Raw genomic sequence first — 21,243 nt, forward strand, 5'->3', positions numbered from 1 at the left:
TACAGTTATAATTATTGTAATCACTTTAAGATAAGTAAATGTTAGAAAAAAATCATTATTTTCTAGTTTCTCAAAAACATTAACCTTTCTGTTGATAATTTTCTTTATGAAAAACAACAACAATATTCCCCAACTAAAGTTTAGCAAGATAAAAAAACCAAAACCGTCTGGCATACCATCAATACTCAAAAAATTATAAAACTTTGTAAGCATTATAGCTCCAAAGAAAAACAATACCAAGTATAAAAATATTTTTCTTAACCTATTTTGGGCCTTTAAAAAAGAAAAAATTGAATAGTTTAAGATTACAACAAACAATGCAAGAAAAACATACATAACCAAGTTATTTAATTTTCAATAAATTATAATTTCAATTATTTTCACAACGTCGCCGTTGAAACTCTTGGCTTATATTTTGCCGCTGCTTCTGCAATCAAACGGATATGATCTGGAGTTGTACCACAACAACCGCCAATGATGTTTACCAAATTATCTTCTAAATATTCTTTGATGAAGGCTTGCATTTGCTCTGGTGTTTCATCATATTCTCCAAAGGCGTTTGGCAATCCTGCATTAGGATGTGCAGAAATATTGAAAGAAGTATTATGCGACAAAGTCTGTAAATACGGTTTCAACAAATCGGCTCCTAAAGCGCAATTGAATCCAACACTCAACAATGGAATATGCGATACCGAAATCAAGAACGCTTCTACCGTTTGTCCCGAAAGTGTTCTTCCTGAAGCATCGGTAATGGTTCCTGAAACCATAATAGGCACATCGATATTTCTTTCGTCTTTTACTTCTTCAATAGCGAAAAGTGCTGCTTTGGCATTTAATGTATCAAAAATAGTTTCTACCAACAATAAATCACTTCCTCCATCCAGCAAAGCTTCTACTTGCTGTTTGTAGGCAATGCGCAAATCATCAAAAGTCACGGCTCTGTATCCTGGATCATTCACATCGGGAGACATACTCGCTGTTCTGTTTGTTGGTCCAATTGAACCCGCAACAAAACGAGGTTTGTCCGGATTTTTAGCGGTGAATTCATCGGCTACCTGACGGGCAATTTTTGCCGACTCGTAGTTCAATTCGTAAACCAAATCCTCCATGTGATAATCGGCCATACCAATAGTTGTTCCTGAGAACGTATTGGTTTCCACAATATCAGCTCCAGCCTCAAAATAAGCGGCATGCACTTCGGCAATGGCTTTGGGTTGAGTCAGTGACAACAAATCATTGTTCCCTTTTAGAGAATGAGGAAAATCTTTGAAACGTTCGCCTCGAAAATCATCTTCCGAAAAATTGTAACGTTGCAACATGGTTCCCATAGCTCCATCGAGAACGAGTATTCTTTTTTTGATTTCTTCTTGAATGCTTGGCATAACTTATTTTTTTGCCGCTAAAACGCCAAGGCGCAAAGCTTTTGTTTTTTATCTGTTTCCTTAAAACCACTACTCTACTCTTAACTCATTAGCCCTGATGGTAGCGGCATCCTTTTTATTTTACCCTTTCAGGGTTTTGAACCCTGAAAGGGTAAAATAAAAAGATATAGCGAACAGCAGGAACCCATTTTTACTGATAAATCCCTAATCTTTCGCTCCAAATTATTTTACTAATTTGGAAATGCAAAGTAAAGCAATAGCCTTACCACTTGCAAGTGTTTTTTAAAGTTGCTAAGTTACTAAGACTTAAGCTAATAGTTAATTAGAAAAGGCTCTAAGTACAAAAACTTAGAGCCTTAGAATCTTAGAATCTCAGTAACTTTTTTTTAGTTGATCGCTTTTACGACTGCTTTTGGCGCTTCTTTACGAGTTCCGTCAAATCCGTCAACACCTGATACTGTTGTGTATTTTAATACATAACGTTTTCCCGGATTGATGATTTGGTATGCCGCTTGACACATCAAAGTCGCTTCGTGGAAACCACAAAGAATCAACTTCAATTTTCCTGGATAAGTATTGATATCTCCAATAGCAAAGATTCCTGGAATATTCGTTTGGTAATCCAAAGCATTGTTTACTTTGATTGCATTTTTCTCGATTTCTAATCCCCAGTTTCCAATAGGCCCTAATTTTGGTGTTAAACCAAAAAGTGGAATGAAATAATCACAAGGAATATTACGATGCGCTCCGTTTTCATCTAAATCAATAGATTCTACGTGCTCAGCTCCGTTGATTCCAACTACTTCAGCAGGAGTAATCATGTGGATTTTTCCAGCATCTTTTAATTCTTGTACTTTTTCTACAGAATCCAAAGCACCACGGAATTCATTACGACGGTGTATCAAAGTCACTTCTGAAGCAACATTAGACAAGAAGATACTCCAGTCTAAAGCTGAATCTCCACCACCTGCAATAACCACACGTTTGTTTCTGAATTCTTCCGGGTTTTTGATAAAGTATTTCACTCCTTTATTTTCATAGAACTCAACATCCTCGATTAAAGGTTTACGTGGCTCGAAACTTCCTAAACCACCTGCAATAGCAATTACTTTGGCATGAAATTCTGTTCCTTCATTTGAAGTAACAATAAAACTTCCATCTTCTTGCTTAACGATAGTTTCAGCGCGCTCTCCAAGAGTAAACCCTGGTTCGAACTGCTTAATTTGCTCCATTAAATTATCAACTAAATCACCAGCTAATACTTCTGGAAAACCTGGTATATCGTAGATTGGTTTTTTTGGATATAACTCCGAAAGTTGTCCTCCTGGCTGTGGTAAAGCATCCAAGATGTGACATTTTAACTTCAATAATCCTGCTTCAAAAACGGCAAATAAACCAGTTGGACCGGCTCCTATTATAAGGATATCTGTTTCTATCATTTTTTTACTTATTTTCCTCCCCCAGTTCCCTCCAAAGGAGAGGGAGACTGGATAGAGTTACTTGTGTTATACTTACTATTACTAATTATTTTATTCAAAGGAACGAATCTGATAATTATTATTTAATGATAAAAATCATTCGTTATCTCCTTGTTCTTTTCTCTTTATTCTATTTTCTAAAAAAACTTATTGTTTATTCTTTAATGATTGAGTAATCTCATTCATTTTTTGAACTTTATCTTCAAAATCCCCTTTTAAAGTATTGCGATAATCGTTTAAGTTTTCCACCATCTGATCGATATCTTCCGGTATTACTTCCTCAAAAAACTCTCTCAATCGTTTGGCTGTTGTAGGTGACTTTCCATTGGTAGAAATAGCAATTTTGACATTTCCTTTGGTTACAATTCCACCTAAATAATAATCGCATAAATCAGGTGTGTCGGCAATATTGCATATCAAATATCTTTTTCGGGACAATTCGTATACACGTTTATTTACCTTCAAATCATCTGTACAAGCGATTACCATATTGCGCTTTTTCAGCATTTTTTTCTTGAATCTTTTTTTTGTCAATTTCACTGTAGGGTGACTTTCAGCTAAAGTGACTAATTCATCCATAAAACGCGGCGCAACAACCTCAACTTTTGCATTGGGACTCGATTTAAGCAAAAAAGATAGCTTTTCTAATCCCACATTTCCTCCACCTACTATAAGCACGCTAAGGTTATGCAGTTTTAAAAATATTGGATACAATTCGTTACGCTCTTGGCTATTTGAATCGTTGCCAGCTGTATCTTTAATTTCACTCATTTTTTTTGAATTAAGCTTTAGCTAAATCTTGTTCTCTGTATGCTTCTAATTTTGCGAAAAACGAAATTGCTTCTTGAATGTATTGTTTAGCAAAAGCTTCAGAAGGCTCATTTTTATTGATTCGGTACACTAATTCTCTAAAAGAAGCTCCCAATTCAATTTTATTTCCTTCTACAAAAACAGTATCAAAAGAATCAATGATTCCTGCGTGTGTATTTGTTTTTTCTTTTTCTGCCAATAATAAAGCTTTAGCTCCGTTAACAAATCCAGCGTAAGCTAAATAAATAGCATCTGACCATTTTTGCTCTTCGAATAATTCTTGGGCAGAAGTTATTTTGTCTTTAGCTTCAAATAACAAAGTGGCTACTAAGTCAATTACAACACCGGCACATTCTCCTACTCCTACCGCTTTCACATAATTATCAGCATTACCCCAATCCACGAAATCTTCTTCAGTAAGATTCGTTACATCAGCTAATGGTTTTAAGAATTCGTAGAAATATTTCTCTCCTTTAGTATCATAATAATCTAAAAATTTAGTTCCGTTAGCATTTGCTTCAAAATCATTTAAGATTAAACGCAAAGCTTCAGGTCCTCTACGGCTAGGAATTTTGATTACTTTATCAGAAAAACGACCATTTCCGTTACCTAAAATTCCTCCACCTAATAATACTTGTAAAGCTGGAGCGACTAATTTCCCTGCATTGATAGACATTCCCTGGAAACCAATTTCAGCCATATTGTGTTGTCCACAAGCATTCATACAACCACTAATTTTGATTGCAATTTCTTTATTGTTTGCAAATTGTGGGTATTCAGCTTTCAATACTCTTTCAAGTTCGTCAGCAATACCTGTACTACTTGCGATACCTAAGTTACAAGTATCAGTACCAGGACAAGCCGTGATATCACCAATAGTTTCGTAACCTAAATTAACCATATCTAACTTAGCCAACTCCTGGTAGAAGAATGGTAAATTTTCTTCTTTAATATTACGAATCACAATGTTTTGACGTAATGAAAAACGCAATTCATTCGCTCCGTAATTTTTAATCAAATCAGCTAATAATCTAGCTTTATCAGTATAAAAATCTCCTAAAAGCACTTTTACTCCAATAGCTACATAACCCGCTTGTTTTTGAGCAATAACATTTGATTTTTTCCAAGCTTCATAAGCTGCAACATCTTGGATTGAAACTGTTGGTACTTCTAATAAAGGCTCAGTAATTGCACCTTCAAAAGCAGTAGTATCAATTTCATAACTATGGAAAGGCAATGCTTTTTTCTCTTCGTCAACTAAACGCAAGAATTCATCACGACCTAAATCTTTAATTAAGAATTTCAGACGTGCTTTCAAACGTTTTGCTCTTTCACCGTAACGGTCAAAAACACGAATTACACCTTCAGCTGTTGGGATAATTTGGTTAACCGGAACAAATTCAGAAAGCAATTCAGCGTGAGACGGCTGAGAACCTAATCCACCGCCTAACATTACTTTGAAACCTTTTTGTCCATCTACAATTTTAGGAATGAATCCTAAATCGTGTAAATAACTTAAAGCTGTATCTTTTTCTGATGAAGAGAATGAAATTTTGAATTTACGTCCCATTTCCTGACAAATTGGGTTACGCAAAAGGTATTGAAACAATCCATGAGCATAAGGAGTTACATCAAATGGTTCTTCTGTATCTACACCTGCTAATTCACTTCCCGTAATATTACGCACTGTGTTACCACAAGCTTCTCTTAGAGTAATATCATCTTTAGATAAATCAGCCCAAAGTTCTGGCGTTCTATCTAAACTCACATAGTGAATTTGGATATCTTGACGAGTAGTAATATGTAAACGTCCAGTAGAATATTTATCTGAAACTTCAGTAATTCTTCTTAATTGCTCGCTAGTCACTTTACCATAAGGTAATTTGATACGAATCATCTGAACACCTTCCTGACGTTGACCGTAAATACCACGTGCTAAACGAAGACTACGAAAACGTTCGTCATCAATTTTTCCACCACGAAATGCGTGTATCTTTTTTTCTAAATCGATAATCTCTTTTTGGACAATCGGATCCTCTATTTCTGTTCTAAAACTTTGCATCTTTTTTTTGCTTTTATCCTCCCCCCAGCCCCCTCCGAAGGAGGGGGAGACTAGGCGGAACTTGATTGTGTTATATTCTGCTTTTTAACTTTAACAATTAAAAAGACTATTCCATTTTTTATTTCACAACAAATAAACTTTATAGTTATAAAGTTTATCTACAATATCTTCCTCTTCGCCGCGGCGAAAGGGCTAGGTGGGGATTATCTAATAAACCCTACTCCTGCTGTTGTATTAGTTGAAGCATCAATTAAAATAAACGCTCCATTAGATTTGTTATCATTATAAGCATCAAAATACAATGGCTTACTCAATTTGATAGTTACTTCTCCAATTTCATTAATCGCTAATTGAGATGCTGGAGTTGTTCCTGAATAATCAGTTGCAATTACATTTTTAATACTATCCACTTTTGCCAAAACTCTATTGGTATTGTGTTGGATTAAATATTTTGTTCCGGCAACTAATTTTTTGCTGTCCATCCAGCAAACTGTAGTAGTAATGTCTTTCTCAACTCTAGGCAATTCATTCGATTTTACGATCATATCTCCTCTAGTTACATTGATGTCATTTTCTAACTCAATAGTAATTGAAGAACCTGCAACTGCTTCATCAAATTGTTGATCAAAAAAGTGAATATTAGTCACTTTAGATTCTGTTAAAGACGGCAATACCGTTACAGCATCCCCTACTTTAATACTATCTCCGTATAATTTACCCGCATATCCTCTAAAATCATGATATTCTTCCGTTTTTGGACGAATTACGGTTTGAACCGGGAAACGAGCTTTTCCATTATCATAAACATCTTTTGATTCTAAAGCTTCTAAATGCTGTAAAATAGTTTGTCCTGTATACCAAGGCATCTTTCCTAATGTTTCCACAACATTATCTCCTGTTAAAGCACTCAAAGGAATATAACTTACGTTTTGTTCTTTGTATGAACTCTTAGCATTCAATGCTTGGAAATCAGCTTTGATTTTGTTGTATACTTCTTCAGAATAATCAACTAAATCCATTTTGTTTACAGCAACAATCACATCTTTTACTCTCAATAAATTATTGATAAAAAAGTGACGGTATGTTTGCTCAATTACTCCTTTACGGGCATCAATCAAAATGATAGATACTTGTGAAGTTGATGCACCTGTAACCATGTTACGCGTATATTCTACGTGACCAGGAGTATCGGCAATAATGTAACTTTTCTTAGCTGTAGAAAAATAAATATGAGCCACATCAATAGTGATTCCTTGTTCTCTCTCTGCAACTAATCCGTCAGTAGCCAAAGAGAAATCTAAATAATCATATCCTTTTTGTTTACTACTTTTTTCAATTGCTTCTAATTTATCTGTAGTCAATGATTGCGTATCATACAATAATCTACCGATTAATGTACTCTTTCCATCATCTACACTTCCTGCTGTTGCTATTTTTAAAACTTCCATATCTTTTTTCCCCTCCCCGACCCTCCCCGAAGGGGAGGGAGCCGAGTCTGGCGTTTTATTTAATTAAAATTTTATTTTTTATTCTTCTTTTTTTCTCCAATACCTCCCTCTCCTTTGGAGAGGGCTGGGGTGAGGATTTTAAAAGTATCCTTGTTGTTTTCTTTTCTCCATTGCAGCTTCTGAACGTTTGTCGTCAATACGTGCACCACGCTCAGAGATAGTAGAAGCTCTAATTTCGCCAACTACTTCCGAAATTGTAGCTGCATAAGATTCAACAGCTGCAGTACAACTCATATCTCCAACAGTTCTAAAACGAACAATTCTTTCTTCAATTTCCTCATCTTCATCTTGGTAAACAAAAGGAGAATGTGACCAAATCATACCATCTCTAACAAAAACTTTACGTTTGTGAGAAAAGTAAATAGATGGAATTTCTATTTGCTCTTGTTCGATATAACTCCAAACATCTAATTCAGTCCAGTTTGAAATTGGGAAAACACGAACGTTTTGACCATTTTCAATTTTTCCATTCAATAAATCAAACAACTCAGGACGTTGGTTTTTTTCATCCCATTGACCAAAATCATCACGAACTGAAAAAATACGTTCTTTAGCTCTTGCTTTTTCCTCATCTCTACGCGCTCCACCAATACAAGCATCAAATTTAAATTCTTCGATTGCATCTAAAAGTGTCGTAGTTTGCAAACTGTTTCTACTAGAATATTTCCCAGTTTCTTCAACAACTTTTCCTTCATCAATAGCATCCTGTACATTACGAACGATTAGCTCCAAACCTAATTCTTCAACCAATTTATCTCTAAAAGCAATGGTTTCCGGAAAGTTATGACCTGTATCAACATGTAATAAAGGAAAAGGAATCTTAGCAGGAAAAAACGCTTTTTGCGCTAATCTCACTAAAGTAATCGAATCTTTTCCTCCAGAAAAAAGCAACACTGGCTTCTCAAATTGAGAAATAACTTCTCTGAATATGTAAATCGCTTCGCTCTCTAAAGCATTTGTTTTTAAAACTGAACTCATCATTTGTATTTAAATATTTGAAAGATTTAATGATTCTAAATTTTTTGCAAATTTAAAACCTTATCCTCTTTATTCTATTATCTTTTCTCTTAATTATTTTTGGTGTAAACCACACTCTTTATGACTCGATTCCCAAGACCATCTTCCTGCTCTAATATCTTCGCCTGGTGCAATAGCACGAGTACAAGGTGCACAACCAATGCTTACAAATCCTTTTTTGTGTAAACTGTTTTGCGGCACATTATTATCGTCAATATATTTTTGAACTTCTTCCAATGACCATTTCAATAACGGATTGAATTTTAAGATGCCAAAGTTAGCATCATATTCAAACAAATGCAAATCGCTTCTGTTCTCTGACTGCTCGGCTCTTAAACCAGTAATCCAAACCTGATTTCCTGCTAAGGCTTTTTTAAGAGGCACTACTTTTCGAATAAAACAACATTCTTTTCTATTCTCAACAGACTCATAAAAACTATTTGGCCCTTTTTTCTCCAGCAATTCCTCCACCGCTTTTGCTTCCGGGAAATATACTTTTATTGGTAATTTGTATTTTTTTTGTGTTCTATGGAAAACATCATACGTTTCTTGAAATAAACGTCCTGTATCCAATGTAAAAATAGTTATCTCAGCTTTGCTTTTTTCAATTAAAGCCGTAATAACCTGATCTTCCTGTCCGAAAGAAGTAGAAAAAACTACTTTCCCCTTGTATTCATCAGCTAGAAAAGCAAAAGTTTCCTCAATAGAGAAATCCTTTGTTTTTGCTAATAAAGATTGTACTACATCTGCACTCATATTTTTTTTCTCTTTTATAATAATTTAGAAAGCGTTTTTAAACTCAAAATGATAATCAAAATCCCTACAACAATCATCATCGGCTTTCTCTTTATTCTATTTACTAAAATAGCTGCAAGTGGCGCTGCCATCACTCCTCCTAATATCAACCCAATAATCACCTGCCATCCTTGAATCCCTCCAAACAACATAAAGGTAATTCCGCTGGCAAAAGAAACCGCAAATTCGGCTGCATTTACAGAACCAATTGTATAACGAGGGTTTCTTCCGCGCCCTAACAAAGTAGAAGTCACAATTGGCCCCCAACCGCCTCCACCAACAGCATCCATAAAACCTCCAAAAGAAGCCAGAATATTCAATCGTTTGGTTTTCTTTTTAATGATTGTTTTTCGCATTGACTTTCTAATAATTATTATAGCCAAAACAATCATATAAACCGCAATAAAAGGCTTAATAGCATCACCATCAATCACATCCGACAACAAATAAGCCCCTGTGATAGAACCTAAAACACCCGGAATCAATAAATGTTTTACTAACTTTTTATTGATATTTCCAAAATGATGATGAGAAATTGCCGACGCACCTGTTGTAAACATTTCAGCAACGTGAACTCCGGCACTACTAATAGCCGGCGGAATTCCATAAGCCAACAAAAATGAAGTAGAAGTTGCTCCGTATCCCATTCCCAACGTTCCGTCTACCAACTGTGCAAAGATACCAATAAGTAAGAAAATTAAAAACTCCTGATCAAATCCCCCTATAAAACCACTCCACGTGAATTCGTCGTAGTGATTAATAGCCAGCACCACAATTAAGCCGACCAACAATGTAACAGGAATAATTACCCACAAACGCTCCTTAAAAGAAACCTCTTGTTTAATTGTAATGTTATCTTCTTTCACTTTTTTACTCATTTTAATATCCAAAACTATTTAAAATCCATTACCCTATCGGTTTACTAGATTAGTACGCAAATTTAATACTTATTTCTAAATAACAAAACAATCTATTATATATTTAACATTTTTAAAAAGAGCTTTCCTAAAACATTCGATACAAAAAACATTTTAGTCTTCAAATTTCCCTGAGCGACACAGCCAAAACATCATTTATTTTGCAAAGATAAATTTGTTTTCTCAAATAATTTCAAAATTCAGCTATTCAAAATTAAACAACCATCACACAAAAAAACTCATTAAAAAACAGAAATTAACTACATTCCGATTCACTTAATTATTTATTTTTCAAATACAACTCACAAACTCTACCTTTTCTATAGGATTATTGTAAAATAGTTGTATTTTTGCGCAAAAAAAATTTTATTATGGATTTTCAAATAGGACTTATAGTTGCAGGTTTATTCGTGGGTTTTGTAGTAGGTATGACCGGTGTAGGTGGCGGTTCGTTAATGACACCTATTTTATTATGGTTTGGTATTCCACCAACAACAGCTGTTGGAACTGATTTATTATATGCAGCATTTACTAAAGCAGGAGGTGTTTTTGTACATCACAAAAAAAATAATATTAACTGGACAATAACCGGTTGGCTTTCTCTTGGGAGTCTTCCTGCAGCAGCAATAACTTTATGGATTTTACATAGTTTTAATGCTGATACTACCGCATTAAACGCAATAATAAAATACAGTTTAGGCTGGGCATTATTATTTACTTCTATCGCAATTATTTTCAAAAAGAAAATACTTGTTTTTTCACAAAAACATGCAGGTGATAAATTCCATAGCGAAAGCAGAACTCAAAACTTACTAACCATAGCTATTGGGGTATTACTAGGAACTACAGTAACGCTAACTTCTATTGGAGCTGGTGCTTTAGGAACTGTAACTTTATTTTTCCTTTATCCACTTTTACCAACACCAAGACTTGTAGGTACTGAAATTGCTCACGCAGTTCCATTAACACTTGTAGCAGGATTAGGACATGCTTCTATGGGGAACTTAGACTTAGGACTATTAAGCCAATTATTAATGGGGTCAATTCCTGGAATATTTATGGGAAGTATGTTAAGTGGAAAAGTACCTGATTTATTACTTAGAAATGCCATTGCAGTAATGTTATTTTTTGTGGGGTACAAACTAGTTTTCTAAATCCTCTCCCCGACCCTCTCCAAAGGAGAGGGAGACAAATCTTAATATTAGATTTATATAAAAAAATGACCTTTTCAAATATTTGAAAAGGTCATTTTTTTATATAAATCTATACTCTAGAAAGCAATATCGGCTAAAGAGTTATTTTCTAAAACCTTTAAGGTATTATCTCTAATCTCAGTCATCAAACGACGCGCAGCACAAGTTGATTCGTCTTCACAATCATCACATCTTTCATAAAAATTATGACTCGCACAGGGCAACAAAGCAATTGGCCCTTCGAGAATGCGGTACACTTTTGCCATGCTAATCTCTTTAGGATCTTTAATCAAATAATAACCGCCCCCTTTTCCTTTTTTGGCACCTAAAAAACCTGAATTGCGAAGCAGCAACAAAATACTTTCCAAAAACTTAATCGAAATATTTTCGCTTTTGGCAATATCAGCAATAGCAACTGGCGTTTGATCTTCTTGACGAGCCAAAAAAGTCAAAGCTTTAATTCCGTATTTTGTTTTCTTTGAAAGCATTTGATTTTGATTGATGATTAACGATTGCTGATTTATGATTCAAAAAAATCAACATCTCTTTATAATTACAACAAAAGTATATTTTTAAATTAAAGAATAATGAAGATTAACGATTGTGATGTACTAGAGCAAAATCTGCAATCAAAAATCGTTAATCTTTATTCTGCAATCATTAAGACAAAGCTTGCTCTAAATCGGCAATAACATCTTTTACAGTTTCCAAACCTACAGAAACACGTACTAAACCTTCTGTAATACCAACTGCCAGTTTTTCTTCAATAGACAATTTACTATGCGTAGTTGAAGCGGGATGCGTTACAATAGTTTTAGCATCTCCAATATTAGCAGAAAGCGAACATAATTTTATTTTATCTAAAAAAGCACGACCTGCATCAATACCTCCTTTAATTTCAAATGCAATAATGTTACCACCTAAAAGCATTTGCTTTTTAGCGACTTCATATTTAGGATGCGATTTCAAGAAAGGATATTTCACACTGTTTACATTAGGATGACTTTCTAAAAACTCAGCTACTTTCAACGCATTTTCACAATGTCTTTCCACGCGAATTGCTAAAGTTTCGATACTTTTAGACAAAACCCAAGCATTAAATGGAGACAAAGCCGGACCTGTATTTCTTGAGAAAAGATAGATTTGGCGAATTAAATCGGCTTGACCTACAGCAACTCCTCCTAAAACACGTCCTTGACCATCCATTAATTTTGTAGCCGAATGAATAACAATATGCGCTCCATACTTAATAGGTTGCTGAATGTAAGGTGTTGCAAAACAGTTATCGATTATCAAAATCAAATTGTGTTTTTTAGCAATTTGGCCTAACAATTCTAAATCAACTACATCAACACCAGGATTTGTAGGTGTTTCAGCATACAAGATTTTAGTATTTGGTTTGATAAAACTTTCAATCGTTTCTGGCTGATTAATATCAAAATAAGAAGTGGTAATATTCCATTTTGGAAAATAAGTCATAAACAACGCATGCGTAGAACCAAAAACACTTCCAGCTGATACAATATGATCACCTGAGCTCAACAAAGCTGCAAAAGTAGAATAGATTGCTGCCATTCCTGTAGCAAAAGCATAACCTGCCTCAGCACCTTCCATAGCGCAAACCTTATCCACAAACTCAGTCGTGTTTGGATTAGAAAAACGGCTATAAATATTACGTTCTTTCTCTTCAGTAAAAGAAGCTCTCATATCCTCAGCATCTTCAAAAACAAAGCTTGAAGACAAAAACAAAGGCGTTGAATGTTCTTGATAATGAGTCCTATCTATATGTGTACGTATGGCTTGAGTTTCAAAACCAAATTCTTGTTCGTCCATTTTGTATTATTTTTTTAAAGTCATTTCACTAAGATTCGCAAAGAAAACACAGAGATCCTCAAAGTTATTTTCCTAGCTTTTGTAGTCAAGATGACTTAATTATTTTAAATTATTCGTTTTAGTTTTTAGCTAATTCTACTCCGTTCAAAATTACTTTATAATGAATGGTAGCTGTAGGCTCCACTGTTTTAGAAACTGAACAGTATTTTTCGAAAGACAATTGTGCCGCTTTAGCCGCTTTGCCTTCTTTAATATTTCCTTCCAAAGAAAAAACCACATGAATATCTTTAAACGGTTTTGCTTCTCCTACTTGTACGCGCTCTCCTTCAACCTCAGCTTTGAAAGAAGTGATTTCCTGACGTTGTTTTTTTAGAATCGAAATCATATCAATTCCGCTACATCCAGCAACACCCATCAAGACTAATTCCATTGGGCTTGGCCCCATATCATTTCCTCCAAAATCCGGACGCGCATCTACATTTACTATATGTCCTCTTTCATTTTTTAATTGAAAGTGGAAGTTTTCGTTTACTCTGTCTAATGTTATTTTCATTTTATCCCCTCCCCAACCCTCCCCGAAGGGGAGGGAGTCAAGACTGGAGGTTTGCCTTTTTTTAATTATTAACTAATTTTATTTTTGTATCTGAACACTCAAAAACTGAACACTAAATACTAAAAAACTATCCTTTATCAGACAATCTCAAAATATCTCCAAAAACACCTCTTGCCGTTACTGCCGAACCAGCTCCAGCTCCTTGAATTACAATTGGTCGGTCTCCGTAAGATTCAGTATATATTTCAAAGAAAGAATCAGAACCTTTTAATCCGCCTAGTGCCGTATCTGAAGGAACAGAAACTAATTTTACTTCTAATATTCCTTTGTCATTTTGCAAGTCACCAGACAATTCACCTATGTAACGCAAAACATGATTCGGTTTTTGCTCGTTCTTTATCTTATCATAAATTGGGTCAAACTCTTTTAATTTAGTCAGGAAATCAGCAGCATTTCCTTCACGTAAATGTTCCGGAATTAAATTCTGAATTGCAATTTCTTCAAATTCATTTTGCAAATCCAATTCTCTCGCTAAAATCAATAATTTTCTACCTACATCGTTTCCACATAAATCCTCTCTTGGATCTGGTTCGGTATAACCATTATCAATCGCTTCTTTCAATATATCACTAAACGGAACATCTTTAGCAGAAAAATTATTGAATAAATAACTCAATGTTCCTGAGAAAACGCCTTTAATCTTAGTGATATTTTCACCCGAAAGATGCAATAATTTTATCGTATCAATTAATGGCAAACCTGCACCAACATTGGTTTCATACAAATAACTCTTTTGATTTTCGGCTAATACACTACGCAATTGCTTGTAAAAACCATAACTCAAAGTATTGGCTACTTTATTCGACGAAATTAAATCAAAACCATTTTCAACTAAAGGAATATAATTTTCAACAAATGTCGCACTAGCCGTATTATCCACAGCAATTAAATTCTCTAAATGATGCTCATTTGCGTAAGCAATAATATCATCAATAGTATAAGAGAATCCGTTAGTTTGAATTTCGTTAACCCAGTTTGGAGTCACTCCACTCTTGTTTAGCAAAACACTTTTAGAATTCGCAATAGCAAAAACATTCAATTTGATGTCTTTTCTTTTCTCAATAGCAATTGCCGATTCTAAAATTTGATTAATCAAAGTACCTCCTACTAATCCATGACCAAAAACAGCAATGTTGATTTTTTTAGAAACTCCAAAAATCTCCCCATGAATAACATTTAATGCTTTATTCAGTTCTGATTTTTTAACTACCAAACTCACATTTTTTCCAGTAACCGTATTATTGAAAAGAATAGGGACAATTTTGTTTTTAATCAAAGCCGTGTAAGGCTTGTAAAAAGTACTTAAATCCTGTCCAATAATCGAAATTACCGAAACATCATCAGTTACCGAAATTTTATTAACATCTTTAGAATAGAAATCATTTTCGAATTCTTTTTCTAATTCAATCATTGCTTTTGTAGCCTGAGATTCCGCAACTACTAATCCGATTCCTCTTTCAGAAGAACCTTGCGAAATAATACTCACACTGATATTATTATCGCCCATTACTTTAAAAATACGGGCATCAACTCCAGTTTTCCCAAGTAAACCTCTACCTTCAAGATTCACTAAAGCTACATCTTCTAAAACAGAAAGTGTTTTAATTCCTGCATTTTTAGAAGTGGCTGTAATTAAAGTTCCTTCGTTTTCATGATTGAAAGTATTTAATATCCGCAATGGAATATTTTTCTCTAACAAAGGAATTATCGTTTTGGCGTGCAAAATAGTTGCCCCAAAATTAGCCAACTCATTCGCCTCATTAAAAGTCAAATGATCAATTTTTTTAGCATCAGAAACTAAATCCGGATTAGCAGTATAAATACCATCCACGTGAGTATAATTCTGAAGTTCTTTAGCATTTAAATAATTTGCCAATAAAGAAGCGGTATAATTACTTCCGTTACGTCCTAATGTAGTGGTAACATTATTATTGTTAGAACCAATAAAACCAGTCACAACATTAACTACTGAACCTGCATTTTCTTTAAAATACTGAATTACGTTTTTCTTCGAAATTTGTTCCAGCGGTTGCGCATCTCCAAATTTTGAATCTGTTTTCAGGAAAATTCTAGAATCAGCAAAACGAGCGTTGATTCCTTTTTCGATTAAAATTGCCGTTAATAATTTAGCCGAAAGCAACTCTCCAATCGAAAGAATTTGATCTTTGATTTTAGAACTATAATCGCCTATCAGGCTCACTCCTTCGAATAATTTATCTAAAACAGCAAATTCCTCAGATAAATCTACTGTTGAATAAATATCTTGCTGGTATTTCTTAAATTCTTCAAGTAAGGTTTTATAATCGGCATTTTTAGATGCCACTATTAATATTTCTTCTAACTCATCTGTAGCATTTCCACGTGCCGAAACAACGATGGCGATTTCTTCTCCTTGATTTACTTTATCTGTAATAATAGAAACAACTTTATTGATTCCTTCACCATTCGATAAAGATTTACCTCCAAATTTTAATATTTTCATTTAATTCTATTTTGTGTTGCTACTAAAAAACAGGAGCAAGCAAGTTGTTTAATTGTTCAAATTCTATCAAGAAAGCATCGTGTCCGTGAATGGATTCTATTTCGTTATAAAATACATTTACATTATACTTTTTTAATTCCTGGTAGGTTTCTTTATTCTCTCTTGCGGTAAAAAACAAATCTGAATTTATACCTATAATGTGTATTGTAGCTTCTATTTTAGAGGCAAATACTTCAAAAGAATCGCTGTTTCTGGTTACATCAATCGTTTTAAGCAATTGATTCATCATTTTATAAGAAGCCAGCTGAAAGCGTTTTTGTAATTTCTTACCATGATGCAACAACCAACTCTCAATATTAAATATAGCTAATTCTTCATTAATGGTTCGATCAAATTTCATCTTGAAAGATTCCGGAGTTCTATAACACAGCATCGCGTGAATTCTGGCATCTTCGATTGGGTTAGACGAATTTTTTAAAATTTGTTCTTGCAAAAAACAATTTGCAATCAACCAATCGGTCGATTTCCAATCGGTAGCAATAGGAATTAAATGCAATGCCAACTTAGGCTCTAAAGCAAGCATCTCCCAAGCAATTCCGCCACCTACAGAACCGCCAATAACGGCATATAATTGTTGAATTTTAAGAGAATTAACTCCTTCTATAAAAAGTCTTGCAATATCTCTGGCATTAAAATCCAGATAATTTTCTACAATAGCACCATCATAGCCGTTTCCAGGAACATTAAAAGCTAAAATGCTGTATTTATTGGTATCAATAGTTTTATTTTCTCCAATTAATTCATTCCACCATCCAGCTGAACCAATAACTTGAGAGTTTCCAGTCAAGGCATGATTGACTAAAACAACTGGCGCCGTATTCAATTCAGGCCCAAAAAGCTGGTAACTTAAATTTAAAATAGGGTAAAATGCACCACTTTCGGTAGTGAAATTTTGAATTATAATGTGATTGGGTTTATTTTCCAATTTCAAATCTTTAATAGGATTGATTATGGAAACATTAAAAAGAAAGCTAGAAGTAAAATAGAGCTTTATTGTTGTTATCTTTTCCCGATATATAGGGATAGAATGTAGCACCTTCTTCGTTTGCAAAGGGTTGCTAAGGCATCATCGGGTCTAATCCCTCGTCCTTTCTTTATAACATTTCAATACGTTTATGAACTTTAAAGGCACAAAGTAACTACTATTTTTCCAAACAAACAAATTTTGCTGATTTAGATTTAAACCAACATAACAAACAAACGCAAGTCAAAACTGAACACAAAATTCAGAAATCACCTGCGTTTGAAACCTATATTTACAAAACTATACTTAGATAAACAGTGTTTCATTTTCTTTAGAATACATCATAAACGTTAATGAATCAGCTACTTTCTTTTGGTCTTTGAAATTTGCATCTAAATCAATACCAAATCTAGCATTTGTTAATTCTACTCTACTCTCTTTTTCTCTAATGTCATTTGTCCTTATATTCCTTATAAGTTCTAATGCTCTTGCAATCATTCTTTTTGTGTTCATGATGTTTAAATTTAATTTATTTGACTTAATTGTTTGTTCTTATTATAAAAATTATGCTTTCTGAATAAAAAAAACCCTTTTGGAGTATTTACCAAAAGGGTTTATATTGTATAAACGATACTTTTGGATATCAACAGACTAGTAACTTTGCGCAAGACATAGAGACTGTAAACTGTTTATTTTCCTTATGTTGAATAGTAATCATTGTAATCTGTTTTTAAAAAATTTAATTATTTGTTTTTCTAACAAAAAAGCCTCCCGATTTCTCAGGAGGCTTTTGCTATATTTTAGTCTTATTTGAATAAAAAAATTAAGCTACCGCACTCCTGCCGATTTCTTTTGTTTGGACCATTGATTTTTTACAAATAATAAAATTCATTTTCTTTTTTATTTAGAGTGACAAATATACAAATTAATATTTATCACTCATTATTATTTTGAAAAAATTTCCGCTAACAACACTAATTAACAACTAATTATATGTTTTTAACATTATTTTTTGATTGTAAGCTATAAAACCAAATCAAATGAGAGCCTTTTCTCCAAGATAATTCAAAAAATTAACTCTATTCCGCTCTCTTGATTTGACGTTTCAAAGATACAATCGAAATCCAAATACTATGTTAACTGAAGTTTAAATTAAAGCCAAAAAAAGTATTGACAAAAAAAAGGTTCCATAAGACGATTTTAAACAGTCAATATATAAAGACAAAACATGAAATTTTCTTTATTCGACAAAACAACTCACTTAGATGTTTTTATAGTTTTCCTAACTAACATCCAAGCTTTACAGCTCAAACAAATCGTTTCATTTTTAATTTAAAAAATTAGCGAAGATTAATTTACAATTCAAAAATGGTTTCATACCTTTGCACTTCAAAATACAAGAGGAAAAATTTGAACTGATTGCAACCTCTTCATAATGAAAAAACTTCATTATGAATACTGAGAATTTCTCAGTAGAAAAAAATGCTAAAGCAGAAACTCTCCTTTAGTCCTTTTTTGCAATTATTTTTCCTCGCTTAATTTTAAATAAATTATATATTATGGCCTATTTATTTACGTCAGAATCTGTGAGCGAAGGACATCCAGACAAAATTGCAGATCAAATTTCAGATGCATTAATTGATAATTTCCTGGCATTTGATGCTGACTCAAAAGTAGCTTGTGAGACTTTAGTAACTACTGGTCAAGTTATCTTAGCTGGAGAAGTAAAATCAAATACTTATTTAGATGTTCAACAAATTGCTCGTGATGTAATCCGAAAAATTGGATACACAAAAAGCGAATACATGTTTGAAGCTAATTCTTGTGGAATCCTTTCAGCTATTCACGAACAATCAGCCGATATCAATCAAGGTGTTGACAGAAAAAGCCCTGAAGAGCAAGGAGCAGGAGATCAAGGAATGATGTTTGGTTACGCTACTAACGAAACTGAAAATTATATGCCATTGGCACTTGATTTATCACATAGCCTTTTAAAAGAATTAGCTGTTTTAAGACGTGAAAACAAAGAAATCACTTATTTACGCCCAGATGCTAAATCTCAAGTTACTTTAGAATATAGCGATGACAACACACCAATACGTATTGATGCTATTGTAATTTCTACACAACATGACGATTTTGACGAAGAAGCTACAATGCTTGCTAAAATCAAAAAAGATATTGTTGAGATTTTAATTCCAAGAATCATTGCTAAAAACCCAGAGCACGCTCACTTGTTCAATGATAAAATTAACTACCACATTAACCCTACAGGGAAATTTGTAATTGGTGGTCCTCATGGAGACACTGGACTTACTGGTAGAAAAATTATTGTTGACACTTATGGTGGTAAAGGAGCTCACGGTGGTGGTGCTTTCTCAGGAAAAGATCCAAGTAAAGTAGACAGAAGTGCTGCTTATGCTACGCGTCATATTGCTAAAAACTTAGTTGCTGCTGGTGTAGCTGACGAAATTTTAGTTCAGGTTTCTTATGCTATTGGTGTTGCTGAACCAATGGGTATCTTTATCGATACTTACGGAACTTCAAAAGTGAACTTAACTAATGGAGAAATCGCTAAAAAAGTGGAAGCTATTTTTGATATGCGTCCTTACTTTATCGAGCAACGTTTAAAACTAAGAAATCCTATCTATAGCGAAACAGCGGCTTACGGACACATGGGACGTACACCTGAAGTAGTTACAAAAACTTTTTCGGCTCCAGGAGGAGATGAGAAAACGGTAACTGTAGAATTGTTTACTTGGGAAAAACTAGATTATGTTGACCAAATTAAAACTGCATTTGGATTGTAATTATCCATTTCATTATAAACTAAAAGCCATTCGCAAAACGAATGGCTTTTTTAGTGTTTTAATTACAACAACAATTAGGAAATGATTCTAGTCTTGAAAAATAATCTGACATACTAACACCAAATTTGCAAATAACAAACTCATTCCCGAAACGAAAATGATAATATTTGCAATCTTTCGAGAAAACATCTCGAAAAACCCTTTAATACCAAATACCACGAAGGTACTAAAGGAAATGAAAATTAAAATTTCCAAAAACAAATTTAATCCTAAGAACGTATTTCGCGCTTCAACAACAGTACCATTTCGAAACAAAACAGCACCATCAAAATAAATCACAAGAACAAATGATATTGCCAGCGCAAAAAACAACCACCTGAGCTGAACCATTAATTCCTTATTATTCATTGTAAATAAATTCATTATGTAAATTTCAGGATAATAATCCTACACTACAATACCCACTTTTAGTGATTTTTGTAAAAAAATTACAGTAAAAAATAATACCCGATTAAAATTGAAAATTAATTTCAGTTTCAACTTAAATACCATTATAGTATATTTGTCAAAATTTAAAAAATGTCAAAAAACATCACCCCTTATAAAGACTCTGAATTAGGCAAAAAAGAACAAGTAGCAAAAATGTTTGATACTATTTCTGGGAACTATGATAATCTAAACCGCGTTATTTCTTTTGGCATTGATGTTAAATGGAGAAAAAAAGTTTTGGCAATTGTTGCCAATACAAATCCCGAAACTATATTAGACATAGCAACAGGAACTGGGGATTTAGCTATTTTAATGGCAAACACCAATGCTAAAAAAATTACCGGACTAGACATCTCGGCAGGAATGCTAGAAGTGGGAGTAAAAAAAATTGCTCAAAAAAAACTATCCAACACTATCGAAATGATTTTAGGCGACTCTGAAAACATTCCATTTGGAGACAATCATTTTGATGCCATTACAGTTGCTTTTGGAGTTCGAAATTTTGAAAACTTGGAAAAAGGATTAGGCGAAATATTACGTGTACTGAAACCAAACGGAACTTTTGTTATTTTAGAAACCTCAGTACCAGACAAAACACCTTACAAGCAAGGTTATCATTTTTACAGCAACAACATCCTTCCTATTATAGGTAAGTTATTTTCAAAAGATAATGTAGCTTATGGTTATTTGTCTGAATCAGCTGCAGCCTTTCCTTATGGCGAAGCACTAAACAATATTTTAAGACAAATTGGGTTTATAGATGTAAAAGCAATGCCACAAACTTTTGGGGTAGCCACCATTTATGTTGCATCTAAAAAATAATCTAAGTT

18 protein-coding genes and 1 riboswitch are annotated in these 21,243 nt (G+C 33.7%); of the genes, 3 read left to right on the forward strand and 15 right to left on the reverse strand.

Annotation, left to right across the window (positions count from 1 at the left end):
* Nucleotides 1–380 precede the first annotated feature (380 nt).
* The 8 genes from GTZ96_RS10765 to GTZ96_RS10800 all read right to left on the reverse strand — a co-directional run bounded on the left by GTZ96_RS10765 (nt 381) and on the right by GTZ96_RS10800 (nt 9,930).
* Nucleotides 381–1,382, reverse strand: coding sequence for a homocysteine S-methyltransferase family protein (locus tag GTZ96_RS10765; protein ID WP_161643936.1), 1,002 nt, complete (start codon nt 1,380–1,382; stop codon nt 381–383).
* A gap of 386 nt (nt 1,383–1,768) precedes the next feature.
* Nucleotides 1,769–2,821 carry an NAD(P)/FAD-dependent oxidoreductase gene (locus tag GTZ96_RS10770; protein WP_161643938.1) on the reverse strand — a complete coding sequence of 351 codons (1,053 nt, stop codon included), beginning with the start codon at nt 2,819–2,821 and terminating at the stop codon, nt 1,769–1,771.
* Between the two features lie 186 nt (nt 2,822–3,007).
* Nucleotides 3,008–3,631, reverse strand: a complete 624-nt coding sequence (locus tag GTZ96_RS10775) for a precorrin-2 dehydrogenase/sirohydrochlorin ferrochelatase family protein (RefSeq protein WP_161643940.1) — start codon at nt 3,629–3,631, stop codon at nt 3,008–3,010.
* Nucleotides 3,632–3,641: 10 nt separating this feature from the next.
* Entirely contained in the window at nt 3,642–5,732 is a 2,091-nt protein-coding gene (locus GTZ96_RS10780; protein WP_161643943.1) for a HEPN domain-containing protein, read from the reverse strand.
* 203 nt (nt 5,733–5,935) lie between these two features.
* A complete protein-coding gene (locus GTZ96_RS10785; protein ID WP_161643945.1) occupies nt 5,936–7,180 on the reverse strand; it encodes a sulfate adenylyltransferase subunit 1 in 1,245 nt (414 codons plus the stop codon).
* Between the two features lie 138 nt (nt 7,181–7,318).
* Nucleotides 7,319–8,218 (reverse strand): sulfate adenylyltransferase subunit CysD, encoded by a 900-nt coding sequence (cysD, locus tag GTZ96_RS10790; RefSeq protein ID WP_161643974.1) that lies wholly within the window; start codon nt 8,216–8,218, stop codon nt 7,319–7,321.
* Nucleotides 8,219–8,311: 93 nt separating this feature from the next.
* The gene (locus GTZ96_RS10795) at nt 8,312–9,013 is read right to left on the reverse strand and encodes a phosphoadenylyl-sulfate reductase (protein WP_161643946.1); all 702 of its coding nucleotides are present in this window, start codon (nt 9,011–9,013) and stop codon (nt 8,312–8,314) included.
* A gap of 14 nt (nt 9,014–9,027) precedes the next feature.
* On the reverse strand, nt 9,028–9,930 hold the full coding sequence (locus tag GTZ96_RS10800) for a sulfite exporter TauE/SafE family protein (RefSeq protein WP_161643947.1): 903 nt from the start codon (nt 9,928–9,930) through the stop codon (nt 9,028–9,030).
* Nucleotides 9,931–10,340: 410 nt separating this feature from the next.
* On the opposite strand from GTZ96_RS10800, the gene GTZ96_RS10805 reads away from it, so the two are divergent.
* Entirely contained in the window at nt 10,341–11,123 is a 783-nt protein-coding gene (locus tag GTZ96_RS10805) for a sulfite exporter TauE/SafE family protein (protein WP_161643948.1), read from the forward strand.
* A gap of 116 nt (nt 11,124–11,239) precedes the next feature.
* Here the strand turns inward: GTZ96_RS10805 and GTZ96_RS10810 are convergent, their stop codons facing one another.
* The 6 genes from GTZ96_RS10810 to GTZ96_RS10835 all read right to left on the reverse strand — a co-directional run bounded on the left by GTZ96_RS10810 (nt 11,240) and on the right by GTZ96_RS10835 (nt 17,627).
* Nucleotides 11,240–11,650, reverse strand: a complete 411-nt coding sequence (locus GTZ96_RS10810) for an RrF2 family transcriptional regulator (RefSeq protein ID WP_161643949.1) — start codon at nt 11,648–11,650, stop codon at nt 11,240–11,242.
* 172 nt (nt 11,651–11,822) lie between these two features.
* Nucleotides 11,823–12,995, reverse strand: coding sequence for a trans-sulfuration enzyme family protein (locus tag GTZ96_RS10815; protein ID WP_161643950.1), 1,173 nt, complete (start codon nt 12,993–12,995; stop codon nt 11,823–11,825).
* A 118-nt stretch (nt 12,996–13,113) separates the two neighbouring features.
* The gene (locus GTZ96_RS10820) at nt 13,114–13,548 is read right to left on the reverse strand and encodes an OsmC family protein (protein ID WP_161643951.1); all 435 of its coding nucleotides are present in this window, start codon (nt 13,546–13,548) and stop codon (nt 13,114–13,116) included.
* A 127-nt stretch (nt 13,549–13,675) separates the two neighbouring features.
* On the reverse strand, nt 13,676–16,090 hold the full coding sequence (gene thrA / locus GTZ96_RS10825) for a bifunctional aspartate kinase/homoserine dehydrogenase I (protein ID WP_161643952.1): 2,415 nt from the start codon (nt 16,088–16,090) through the stop codon (nt 13,676–13,678).
* 22 nt (nt 16,091–16,112) lie between these two features.
* Nucleotides 16,113–17,075, reverse strand: coding sequence for an alpha/beta fold hydrolase (locus tag GTZ96_RS10830; RefSeq protein WP_317168899.1), 963 nt, complete (start codon nt 17,073–17,075; stop codon nt 16,113–16,115).
* A gap of 71 nt (nt 17,076–17,146) precedes the next feature.
* A riboswitch (SAM riboswitch) is annotated at nt 17,147–17,253 on the reverse strand.
* 167 nt (nt 17,254–17,420) lie between these two features.
* Complete coding sequence (locus GTZ96_RS10835) at nt 17,421–17,627, reverse strand: hypothetical protein (protein ID WP_161643954.1); 207 nt, start codon at nt 17,625–17,627, stop codon at nt 17,421–17,423.
* Between the two features lie 1,046 nt (nt 17,628–18,673).
* Here GTZ96_RS10835 and metK point away from each other — a divergent pair.
* Nucleotides 18,674–19,924 (forward strand): methionine adenosyltransferase, encoded by a 1,251-nt coding sequence (gene metK / locus GTZ96_RS10840; RefSeq protein ID WP_161643955.1) that lies wholly within the window; start codon nt 18,674–18,676, stop codon nt 19,922–19,924.
* Nucleotides 19,925–20,011: 87 nt separating this feature from the next.
* Here metK and GTZ96_RS10845 read toward each other — a convergent pair whose 3' ends face one another.
* Nucleotides 20,012–20,347, reverse strand: a complete 336-nt coding sequence (locus tag GTZ96_RS10845) for a hypothetical protein (RefSeq protein WP_235972957.1) — start codon at nt 20,345–20,347, stop codon at nt 20,012–20,014.
* A 156-nt stretch (nt 20,348–20,503) separates the two neighbouring features.
* Here GTZ96_RS10845 and ubiE point away from each other — a divergent pair, with 156 nt between their 5' ends.
* The gene (ubiE, locus tag GTZ96_RS10850) at nt 20,504–21,235 is read left to right on the forward strand and encodes a bifunctional demethylmenaquinone methyltransferase/2-methoxy-6-polyprenyl-1,4-benzoquinol methylase UbiE (RefSeq protein WP_161643956.1); all 732 of its coding nucleotides are present in this window, start codon (nt 20,504–20,506) and stop codon (nt 21,233–21,235) included.
* Nucleotides 21,236–21,243 lie beyond the last annotated feature (8 nt).

Source organism: Flavobacterium undicola, assembly GCF_009909155.2.
Classification (GTDB): Bacteria; Bacteroidota; Bacteroidia; order Flavobacteriales; family Flavobacteriaceae; genus Flavobacterium; species Flavobacterium undicola.

Excerpts from the sequence above, each read along its gene's own strand:
- GTZ96_RS10845 (WP_235972957.1), bottom strand. The coding sequence starts at position 20,347 with ATGAATTTATTTACAATGAATAATAAGGAATTAATGGTTCAGCTCAGG.
- GTZ96_RS10800 (WP_161643947.1), bottom strand. The coding sequence starts at position 9,930 with ATGAGTAAAAAAGTGAAAGAAGATAACATTACAATTAAACAAGAGGTT.
- GTZ96_RS10820 (WP_161643951.1), bottom strand. The coding sequence starts at position 13,548 with ATGAAAATAACATTAGACAGAGTAAACGAAAACTTCCACTTTCAATTA.
- GTZ96_RS10805 (WP_161643948.1), top strand. The coding sequence starts at position 10,341 with ATGGATTTTCAAATAGGACTTATAGTTGCAGGTTTATTCGTGGGTTTT.
- GTZ96_RS10780 (WP_161643943.1), bottom strand. The coding sequence starts at position 5,732 with ATGCAAAGTTTTAGAACAGAAATAGAGGATCCGATTGTCCAAAAAGAG.
- GTZ96_RS10785 (WP_161643945.1), bottom strand. The coding sequence starts at position 7,180 with ATGGAAGTTTTAAAAATAGCAACAGCAGGAAGTGTAGATGATGGAAAG.
- thrA (WP_161643952.1), bottom strand. The coding sequence starts at position 16,090 with ATGAAAATATTAAAATTTGGAGGTAAATCTTTATCGAATGGTGAAGGA.
- GTZ96_RS10770 (WP_161643938.1), bottom strand. The coding sequence starts at position 2,821 with ATGATAGAAACAGATATCCTTATAATAGGAGCCGGTCCAACTGGTTTA.
- ubiE (WP_161643956.1), top strand. The coding sequence starts at position 20,504 with ATGTCAAAAAACATCACCCCTTATAAAGACTCTGAATTAGGCAAAAAA.
- GTZ96_RS10775 (WP_161643940.1), bottom strand. The coding sequence starts at position 3,631 with ATGAGTGAAATTAAAGATACAGCTGGCAACGATTCAAATAGCCAAGAG.
- GTZ96_RS10795 (WP_161643946.1), bottom strand. The coding sequence starts at position 9,013 with ATGAGTGCAGATGTAGTACAATCTTTATTAGCAAAAACAAAGGATTTC.
- metK (WP_161643955.1), top strand. The coding sequence starts at position 18,674 with ATGGCCTATTTATTTACGTCAGAATCTGTGAGCGAAGGACATCCAGAC.
- GTZ96_RS10835 (WP_161643954.1), bottom strand. The coding sequence starts at position 17,627 with ATGAACACAAAAAGAATGATTGCAAGAGCATTAGAACTTATAAGGAAT.
- cysD (WP_161643974.1), bottom strand. The coding sequence starts at position 8,218 with ATGAGTTCAGTTTTAAAAACAAATGCTTTAGAGAGCGAAGCGATTTAC.
- GTZ96_RS10815 (WP_161643950.1), bottom strand. The coding sequence starts at position 12,995 with ATGGACGAACAAGAATTTGGTTTTGAAACTCAAGCCATACGTACACAT.
- GTZ96_RS10810 (WP_161643949.1), bottom strand. The coding sequence starts at position 11,650 with ATGCTTTCAAAGAAAACAAAATACGGAATTAAAGCTTTGACTTTTTTG.
- GTZ96_RS10765 (WP_161643936.1), bottom strand. The coding sequence starts at position 1,382 with ATGCCAAGCATTCAAGAAGAAATCAAAAAAAGAATACTCGTTCTCGAT.